Source organism: Dietzia sp. DQ11-38-2 (assembly GCF_014145055.1).
GTDB lineage: Bacteria > Actinomycetota > Actinomycetes > Mycobacteriales > Mycobacteriaceae > Dietzia.
The window spans coordinates 1-9,636 of sequence record NZ_JAALDW010000139.1; the positions used below are offsets into that span (position 1 = coordinate 1).

At 68.8% G+C, this 9,636-nt stretch carries 7 protein-coding genes; 2 read left to right on the forward strand and 5 right to left on the reverse strand.

Features of this window, described 5'->3' with window-relative positions; translation table 11 throughout:
* Positions 1-130 precede the first annotated feature (130 nt).
* The gene (locus G6026_RS05460; RefSeq protein ID WP_182612446.1) at positions 131-805 is read left to right on the forward strand and encodes a nitroreductase; all 675 of its coding nucleotides are present in this window, start codon (positions 131-133) and stop codon (positions 803-805) included.
* A gap of 95 nt (positions 806-900) precedes the next feature.
* On the opposite strand, the gene G6026_RS05465 is transcribed toward G6026_RS05460, so the two are convergent.
* Both G6026_RS05465 and G6026_RS05470 read right to left on the reverse strand, forming a co-directional pair.
* Positions 901-1,137 (reverse strand): hypothetical protein, encoded by a 237-nt coding sequence (locus G6026_RS05465; RefSeq protein WP_095717309.1) that lies wholly within the window; start codon positions 1,135-1,137, stop codon positions 901-903.
* Positions 1,138-1,141: 4 nt separating this feature from the next.
* Positions 1,142-1,819: a YigZ family protein gene (locus G6026_RS05470; RefSeq protein WP_182612448.1), complete on the reverse strand. Its 678-nt coding sequence runs from the start codon at positions 1,817-1,819 to the stop codon at positions 1,142-1,144.
* A gap of 54 nt (positions 1,820-1,873) precedes the next feature.
* Between G6026_RS05470 and treZ the strand changes: the two genes are divergently transcribed.
* Positions 1,874-3,652 (forward strand): malto-oligosyltrehalose trehalohydrolase, encoded by a 1,779-nt coding sequence (gene treZ, locus G6026_RS05475; protein ID WP_182612449.1) that lies wholly within the window; start codon positions 1,874-1,876, stop codon positions 3,650-3,652.
* Positions 3,653-3,659: 7 nt separating this feature from the next.
* On the opposite strand, the gene ilvA is transcribed toward treZ, so the two are convergent.
* Genes ilvA through rarD form a run of 3 tightly spaced genes read right to left on the reverse strand, consistent with a single transcriptional unit; the run spans position 3,660 to position 9,512 of the window.
* On the reverse strand, positions 3,660-4,934 hold the full coding sequence (ilvA, locus tag G6026_RS05480; protein WP_107756234.1) for a threonine ammonia-lyase IlvA: 1,275 nt from the start codon (positions 4,932-4,934) through the stop codon (positions 3,660-3,662).
* Between the two features lie 42 nt (positions 4,935-4,976).
* Positions 4,977-8,531 carry a DNA polymerase III subunit alpha gene (dnaE, locus tag G6026_RS05485; protein WP_107756233.1) on the reverse strand — a complete coding sequence of 1,185 codons (3,555 nt, stop codon included), beginning with the start codon at positions 8,529-8,531 and terminating at the stop codon, positions 4,977-4,979.
* Positions 8,532-8,543: 12 nt separating this feature from the next.
* A complete protein-coding gene (gene rarD, locus G6026_RS05490) occupies positions 8,544-9,512 on the reverse strand; it encodes an EamA family transporter RarD (protein ID WP_182612450.1) in 969 nt (322 codons plus the stop codon).
* Positions 9,513-9,636 lie beyond the last annotated feature (124 nt).

Consider the following 9,636-nt stretch of genomic DNA (forward strand, 5'->3'; position numbering starts at 1 on the left):
GGCGGCGTGAGGGCGGCGTAGGGGCGGCGTAGGGGCGGCGTGAGGGCGCGGCGGGCGGTGGCGGGCGCGGGTCGCGAGGTGCCCCGTGCGAGACTGGCATCACAGTTCCGCGCCATCACCTGGAGGGTCCATGACCGACGCCGCCGACACGCTCGAGCAGATCCTCGACGACCGCTACAGCTGCCGAGGGTTCACGTCCCAGCCCGTCCCCGACGAGACGATCGACCGGATCCTGCAGATGGCCCAGCGCACGGCCTCGTGGTGCAACTCCCAGGCATGGCAGGTCGACCTGGTGAGCGGGTCGGCGACCTCCGGGTTCGCCGCGCACCTCACCGAGTACGTGATGAACAACGGCATGCGATCGGATCTGCCGGCACCTGAGCGCTACGACGGCGTGTACGGCGAGCGCCGGCGGGAGAGCGGGTACGGCCTCTACACCGCGCTGGGCATCGAGCGCTCCGACAAGGAGGCGCGCCTGACGCAGATGTTGGAGAACTACCGGTTCTTCGGCGCCCCACACGTCGCGGTGATCACCTCGGACGCGGGCCTGGGCACCTATGGCGCGGTGGACTGTGGGGGCTACGTGGCGACGTTCCTGGCGGCGGCGTCCTCACTCGGCGTGGCCACGTGCGCCCAGGCCGCCCTCGCGCTGTACTCCGACGGGGTCCGCGAGTACCTGAGAATCAGCGACGACCGGATGATCGTGTGCGGCATCTCCTTCGGGTACGCCGACCCGGAGCACCCGGCCAACACCTTCCGGGCCGGCCGCGCGGACCTCACCGACGTGGTCCGCCGCCACGGCTGACGGGTTCCGGGCGGGCTCGGTGGTCCGCCGCCACGGGTGAGCGGGGCCGGTGGTCCGCCGCCACGGCTGACCAGGTTCCGGGCGGGCCCGGTCCGTCAGTAGAGTTCGCGGTTCTTGGGCTTGCCCGAGATGGCCTGGCGCACCTGGTTCCCCTTGTAGATCGCGACTATCCCCGCGAGTATCGCCACCACGGTGAAGAACGAACTGGCGAACAACGCGATCGGCAGCGCCACCACGGTCACGCCCAGCGCGATCGCCGTGGTGCGGGCATCCTTGCGCACCTGCTGCTTCTGGGCCTCGATCGAGTTCGGTTGGTAGGGCTGCATGCTCATGATGTCAGGATTCCACATCTCGCAGCCGCGCCGCGTTCTCGGTGGTCGCCACCCCGGCGGGCTCCCATTCGACGCCACCGGACGTCCGGGTAGCCAGGATCGGACCCAGCACCTCGAGGTCACCGGCCACCGTCAGTTCGACCCGCCCGCCGTAGTCCACGCCGAGCACCTGCGCCCCCGCTGCGCGAACGGCTCCTTCGAGGCCCCCTGCCAGTGAGTGGTCGACCTCGGCCCGCCACGTCTGGGTTCGTGTCACCTCCACGATCCGACCCGCCCGCCACGCCTCGTCGACCGCGGACGACACCGCGGAGCCGTACGCCCGGACCAGCCCGCCCGTACCGAGTCGCGTTCCGCCGAACCACCGCACGACCACCGCCCCGACCCCTGTCACCCGACTTCCGCGGAGTACCTCCAACATGGGGGTGCCGGCGGTTCCGGAGGGTTCGCCGTCGTCGTTCGAGCGCTCGATCCGGCTGGACCCGGGGACGTCCACCAGGAACGCGCTGCAGTGATGGCGCGCGTCCGGGTGGGCGCGACGGAGGTCGGAGATCAGGTCACGGGCGGCGGCCTCGTCGTCACACCTCCTCAACACCGCGAGAAACCTCGAGCGCCTCTCCTCGTACGTGCCCGTGACGTCCGGGCCGGCGGACAGCCTGAGCACACGAGTCGCGGAGTCGGTCATCGGACCAGTATCGCCGCGCCGCCCCCGCTCGCCCACATTCCCTACCCTGGGGGTGTGACCTCCGCGAGCAGTGACACCTTCTCCGTCTGGGCGCCGACAGCCGAAGCCGTCGGTCTGGTCCTGGACTCCGCCGACGCCGATCCTTTTCCCATGACCCGCGCTGCCGACGGCTGGTGGTCCTCGACCGTCGTGCGGGAGCAGGGCAGGGACTACGGGTTCGTGGTGACGGGCGACGACGGCCAGACGAGCGATCCGCGTCCCGACCCGCGGTCGCCGCGCCAGCCGCACGGCGTGCACGGACTCTCACGGGTGCACCGGGTGGACGCCACCCGCTGGTCAGACGCGCACTGGACCGGTCGCCAACTGGCGGGGTCGGTCCTGTACGAGATGCACGTGGGCACCTTCTCCCCCGGCGGCACTCTGACCAGCGCGATAGATCACCTCGACGACCTGGTGGAGCTGGGCGTCGACATGGTCGAGGTGATGCCCGTGGGTGCGTTCAACGGGGAGTACGGCTGGGGTTACGACGGGGTGGCGTGGTTCGCCGTGCACGAGCCGTACGGCGGCCCGGACGCGTTCCAGCAGTTCGTGGACGCCTGCCACGCCCGCGGGCTCGGCGTCTGCCTGGACGTGGTCTACAACCACCTGGGCCCGTCCGGGAACTACCTCCCGGAGTTCGGCCCGTACCTGTCCGCGGCCGACGGACCGTGGGGGTCGGGGCTCAATCTCGACGGACCGCACTCGGGCGAGGTGCGTCGGTACATCATCGACAACGCCCTGCGCTGGTTCGACGAGTTCCACGTGGACGCCCTGCGGTTGGACGCGGTCCACGCCCTGCACGACGGCTCGGCCGTGCACCTGCTCGAGCAGTTGGCGGTGGAGGTGGAGTCCCTCTCCGCCCACCTCGGACGACCGTTGTCCCTGATCGCGGAGTCGGACCAGAACGACCCGCGGCTGGTCACCGCGCGCGAGGGCGGCGGGCTGGGCCTCACCGGGCAGTGGGACGACGACGTGCACCACGCCGTCCACGCCGCGGTCTCCGGGGAACGCCAGGGCTACTACGCGGATTTCGGCTCCCTCGAGGCGTTACGTCAGGTGCTCACCGGGGCCTTCCTGCACGCGGGGACATGGTCGGCGTTCCGGGGCCGGGTCCACGGCCGCCCGCTGGACGTCGAACGGGTGCCGGGCAGCCGCTTCGTCGCCTACACCCTGACCCACGACCAGGTGGGCAACCGCGCCGCGGGCGACCGGCCGTCGGTGAACCTCACCCCGGCCCAGCAGCTGGCCAAGGCCGCGATCATCCTGTGCTCCCCCTTCACCCCGATGTTGTTCCAGGGCGAGGAGTGGGGCGCCCGGACCCCGTTCTGCTTCTTCGCCTCGCACCCCGAACCCGACCTCGCCGAGGCCGTGCGCCGGGGACGGACCCGCGAGTTCGCCGAGATGGGATGGGACCCGGCCACCGTGGCCGACCCCCAGGACCCGGAGACGTTCCGGCGGTCGGTGCTGGACCGGTCCGAGCAGTCCGAGGACCAGCACGCCGGGATCCTGCGCGGGTACCGTGCGCTCATCGCGCTACGGCGGGCCGAACCCGAGCTCAGCGATCCGTGGCTCGGTGCGGTGCGCGTGCGGTGCGGGGTCGAAGCCGACGACGGCCGCTGGTTGATCGTCCACCGCGGCTCTCTGGCGTTGGTGGTGAACCTCGGAACCGAACCGAGCAGGGTCCCGGTCACCGGCGACGAGGTGCTCACTTCGGGAGCGGTGGTCGACCATGACTCGGTCTTCTGTCAGGCCTTCGGATTCGCGGTGGTGCGCACCCACACGGTGACGGGGTAGACCGGGCTCAGGTCAGGTACTCGTACGCCGCGGTTCCGGGCTCGAGCCGCTCGCAGTCGATACGCGAGGCGTCCATGCGTTCGAGCAGTGAATGCAGACCGGTGGCCGAGCCGAGTTCGATGCCCACGAGGGCGGCCCCGTACTCGCGGTTGTTCCTCTTGAGGTATTCGAACTGCGTGATGTCGTCCTCCGGCCCCAGCACCTCGTCGAGGAACCGACGCAGCTGACCGGGTTCCTGGGGGAACTTGACCAGGAAGTAGTGCTTGAGGCCCTGGTGGACCAACGACCGTTCGATGATCTCGCTGTACCGCGAGACGTCGTTGTTGCCTCCCGAGATGATGCAGACGACCGTCGCACCCTCCTCGATGTCGAGCTGGTCCAGCGCGGTGACCGCCAACGCGCCGGCGGGCTCGGCGATGATCCCCTCGTTCTGGTACAGCTCCAGCATCGCGGTGCACACCGCGCCCTCGTCCACCGTGAGGACCTGGATCCGCTCGGTCATCGAGGAGATCACCCCGAACGGGAAATCGCCGAGCCGGGCCACTGACGCGCCGTCGACGAAGGTGTCGACGGTGTCCAGGGTCACCGGTTCCCCCGCTTCCAGGGCCCTGGTCAGCGACGGGGCCCCCGCGGGTTCCACCGCGATGACCTTGCAGTCAGGGGCGTACTCCGCCAGGTAGGTCGCGAGCCCGCCCACCAGTCCGCCACCGCCGACGGGCACGACCACCGCGTCGGGGACGCTGTCGAGTTGCGCCAGTATCTCCGCCGCGATGGTCCCCTGGCCGGCCATGGTGTCCGGATGGTCGAACGGCGGGACCATCGTCGCGCCCGTCCGCTCGGCGTCCGCGCGGGCGGCGGCCTGAGCCGCGTCGAAATTGACGCCGGTGACCACCAGCTCCACCCAGTTGCGTCCGTGGGCGAGGATCCGGTCGCGCTTTTGTTTGGGGGTGTTGGTGGGAACGTAGATGCGGCCGTTGATCCCCAGGCTCCGGCAGGCGAAGGCGACGCCCTGGGCGTGGTTACCCGCACTCGCGGTCACCACTCCGGCGCTTCGCTCGTCACCGGTCAGCTGCGACATCAGGTTGTACGCACCACGGATCTTGTACGACCGGACCGCCTGCTGGTCCTCGCGCTTGAGCAGGATCGTCGCACCGGTCTGCTCACTCAACCGCTCGCTCTGGTGCAGCTCGCTGGCGAGGATCACATCGCCGATGCGGCGGGCAGCGGTGTCGATGTCGTCGGGGGTCACGACCTGGGTCGCGGCGGAGTCGGTCACGGTCACGACGACCAGTGTCCCACCGCGCGGTCTGTCACCGCCAACTGGTCATCCGGTGAGGCAGCCCGGCCCGAGGAGCGCCTTGAGATCCCCCATGAGCGAAGACGATGTCTCGACCCGCAGATGGTCGTCCAACCGCAACACCGTGGACGACGTCCCGTTGACCAACCGCAGGTGGACGTCCGAGGGACCGGGGTGCCGCCCGAGGACCTGCTTGAGGGCGGTGACCGTCTCGATGGTGCACATCTTCGTGGGCAACGTCAGCGCCAGCGGGGCGCCGTTGCCACCCACGACCAGGTCCGGCACCTCGAGGGTGTCGCCGAACACCGAGACCCGGTCCTCGCGGATGTTGATGCGAGCCTTGACCAGGACGACAGCGTCCTCGGCGATGTCGAGGGCGGCGAGGCGATAGGTCTTGGGGAAGAAGAGCACCTCGACGCTGCCGTTGAAGTCCTCGATCGTCACGATCGCCCACGGTTCGCCGTTCTTGTTGACCCGCCGGTCCACGCCGGAGATGATCCCGCCGATCGTCACCGCGGTGCCGTGCGGGAGCTCGCCCTCGTGGATGGTGGCGATCGACGTGTCGGTCTTGGCGGCGAGCGCGGACTCCAGCCCGTCGAGCGGGTGGCCCGAGACGTACAGTCCCAGCATCTCCCGCTCGAGCGCCAGCTTCTGCTTGATGTCCCACTCCTCGTCGGGGACCCGGACCGCGAAGACGTCACTGAACGCCGAGGCTCCCCCGGCGTCCTCCGCATCCCCGCCGCCGAACAGGTCGAACTGACCCACCGCCTCGGCCTTCTTGGTGGACATCACCGACTCGACCGCGTCGGCGTGGACCAGGAACAAGCCCTTGCGCGGGTGTCCCAGGGAGTCGAACGCTCCGGCCTTGATCAGCGATTCGGTGACCTTCTTGGTGCACGCGGTCTGGTCGATCTTCGCCAGGTAGTCGGAGAAGTCGGTGAACTCCCCCTTCTCCTTGCGCGCGGACACGACGGAGTCCACCACGTGCGTACCGACATTGCGGACCGCACCCATCCCGAAGCGGATGTCCTCGCCCACCGAGACGAAGTTGGTGAGCGACTCGTTGACCGACGGCGGCAGCACCCGGATCCCCATCTGCCGGCAGTTGGACAGGTACAGCGCGGCCTTGTCCTTGTCGTCGCCCACGGAGGTGAGCAGGGCGGCCATGTACTCCGCCGGGTAGTTGGCCTTGAGGTAACCGGTCCAGAACGACACCAGCCCGTAGCCGGCCGCGTGGGACTTGTTGAATGCGTAGGAGGCGAACGGCTCGATGGTGCCCCAGAGCGCGTCCACGGCCTCCTTGGAGAACCCGCGCTCACCCATGCCGCCGGAGAACTTCTCGTACTCGGCCGCCAGGACCTCTGCCTTCTTCTTACCCATGGCCTTGCGGAACCCGTCGGCCTCACCGGCCGTGTAGCCCGCGAGTTCGCGGGAGATCGCCATGATCTGCTCCTGGTACACGATCAACCCGTGGGTCTCGCCCAGGATCTCCTTGAGCGGCTCCTCCAGCTCCGGGTGGATCGGGGTGAGCTCCTGTTTGCCGTTCTTGCGGTCGGCGTAGTTCCAGTGCGTGCCCATCCCCATCGGCCCGGGTCGGTACAGGGCGAGAGCGGCCACGATGTCGTTGAAGCCGGTGGGCTTCATCCGCTTGAGGAGCTCGCGCATGCCACCGGAGTCCAGCTGGAACACCCCCAGCGTGTCGCCGCTGGCCAGCAGGTCGTAGGTCGCCTGATCGTCGGTGCTGAGCGTGTCGAGGTCGATCTCCTCGCCGCGGTTGGACTTGATGTTCTCCAGGCAGTCGCCGATCACAGTGAGGTTGCGCAGGCCCAAGAAATCCATCTTGAGCAGGCCGATGTCCTCGCATGAGGGGTAGTCCCAGCCGGTGATGAGGGCGCCGTCCTGGGCACGCTTCCACATGGGGATCACGTCGAGCAGCGGCTCGGAGGACATGATCACCGCACACGCGTGGACGCCCGCCTGGCGGACCATGCCCTCCAGCCCGCGGGCGGTGTCGTAGATCCGCTTGACGTCCGGGTCCGTCTCGATGAGCTGGCGGACCTCCGAGGCCTCGCCGTAGCGCTCGTGCGTGGGGTCGGTGATGCCCGACAGGGGGATGTCCTTGGCCATGATCGCCGGCGGCAGGGCCTTGGTGATCCGGTCGGCGATCGCGTAGCCGGGCTGGCCGAAGTTCACGCGGGCGGCGTCCTTGATGGCGGCCTTGGTCTTGATGGTGCCGAACGTGATGACCTGGGCGATCTTGTCCGAACCCCATTTCTCGCTGGCGTAGCGGATCATCTCGCCGCGGCGGCGGTCGTCGAAGTCGATATCGATATCCGGCGCGGACGGGCGCTCCGGGTTGAGGAATCTCTCGAACAGCAGGCCGTGCTCGATCGGGTCGATGTTGGTGATCTTGAGTGCGTAGGCCACGAGCGCACCCGCCGCGGAGCCCCGGCCCGGACCGACCTTGATCCCGATGGAACGGGCGTACTCGATGAGGTCACCGACCACGAGGAAGTACCCGGGGTACCCCTTGCCCTTGATCACCTCGAGTTCGAACTGCGCGCGGTCCAGGTACTCCTGCGGTACCCCCGCGGGAAAGCGCCACTCCAGACCCTTGTGGACCTCACGGGCCAGCCACGTGTCCTCCGTCTCGCCCTCGGGCACCGGGAACTTGGGCATCCGGTCCCTCGGGGCCCAGATCTCGTCGTACGGCTGGACGCGTTCGGCGATCCACAGCGTGTTGTCGCACCCACCGGGGACCTCGGGATCCCACTGGGCCCGCATCTCGTCGGCGGACTTGAGGAAGTACCCGTCGCCGTCGAACTTGAAACGGTTCTCGTCGGCGAGGGTCTTGCCCGTCTGCACGCACAGCATCGCCTCGTGGGCGTGGGCCTGTTCGCGGGTGACATAGTGGCAGTCGTTGGTCACCAGCGGCGGCATACCCAGGTCCCTGCCCAGCGCGACCAGGTCCTCCCGGACCCGTCGCTCGATGTCGATTCCGTGGTCCATGAGCTCCAGGAAGAAGTTGTCCTTCCCGAAGATCGACTGCCACTTCTCGGCCGCCTCGTAGGCCTCCTTGCGCTGACCCAGGCGCAGGCGGGTCTGGATCTCTCCGGAGGGGCATCCGGAGGTGGCGATGATCCCCTCGGAGTGCTCGGCGAGGATCTCGGCGTCCATGCGGGCCCACTTACCCAGTTGTCCCTCGTACGAGGCCAGGGAGGACAGCAGGAACAGATTGCGCAGACCGGTGGCGTTCTCCGCGAGCATGGTCATGTGGGTGTAGGCGCCCGACCCCGCGACGTCGTCACCCTTCTGGTGCTTCTCGCCCCACAGCACACGCTTCTTGTTGAACCTGGACTCGGGGGCGACGTACGCCTCGATGCCGATGATCGGTGTGATCCCGGTCTTGACGGCCTGCTTGTAGAAGTCCGAGGAGCCGTACATGTTCCCGTGGTCGGTCATTCCCACCGCCGGCATCCCCAGCCTGGAGGCCTCGGCGAACAACGGGGTGATCTGCGCCATCCCGTCGAGCATCGAGAACTCGGTGTGATTGTGCAGATGCACGAACTGGGATCCGCCCACGCAGCATTCCTCCTACGGCTTGTCCGGCCCAGTGTAGGTCGCCGCTCCGACACGACCCGAAACCCCAGCACGCGCCGAGCGTGGCGACCGCCCCGCCAGCGTGAACACGATCACCGCGGTCCAGATCAGCGCGAAACCGGCCCACTGGACCGCGTCCAGCCGCTCGCCCACCACGAGCAGTCCCCAGGCCATCTGCAGGATCGGGATGATGTACTGCAGCATTCCCACGGTGGCCAGGGGGATGCGCTGGGCGGCCGTCGCGAACAGGAGTAGGGGCACCACGGTCACCACTCCGGAGGCGGCGAGCAGCGCCGAGTGTCCCACCCCGTGCCCGGTGAACGTGCCCGAGCCGGTCACACCCAGCCACACCAGCACGGACAGGGCGAGGGGGGCGATGACCAGCACCTCCCCGGTCATCCCGACCACCGGGTCCGCACGGAGCTTCTTCTTGACGACCCCGTAGAAGCCGAAACTCGTCGCGAGCAGCAGCGAGAGGTACGGGACGTGTCCGTATCCCGCGGTGAGAACGCCCACCGCGACCACGGCGAGGGCCACCGCGCCCACCTGTGGCCGGTTCAGCCGCTCGCGGAAGATCAGGACCCCGAGCAGGACGCTCACCAGGGGGTTGATCGTGTACCCGAGCGCGGCCTCGGTGACCCGTTCGGAGTTGACCGTGTAGACGTAGACCCCCCAGTTCACGGTGATGAACCCGGCGGCCCCGGCGATCCGCGCCCACGAGAGACGGTCGAGGGACCACAGCTGCCGCCACCGCCGGGTGACGGAGAGCACCAGCGCCATGATCACCAGCGACCACACGACGCGGTGGCCCACGATCTCGACCGCACCCGCGGGTTCGAGCAACGGGAAGAACGCGGGGAAGAACCCCCACAGGGTGTAGGCACAGGCACCGGCGAGCATCCCGATCGCCACGGACCGGTCGGTGGGGTCCCGCTTCCCGATCACCACGCCACGGTCACGCATCCGTGCCATCCCGGCTCCCTGACGTTCACGCCGACGGGACGGGCGCGTCGTCCGGCAGCGGGAGCGCGGCGTCCACCTGCTGTGGTTGGAGGGGCCGGACGGCGAACCGCTGCCACACCGCGTC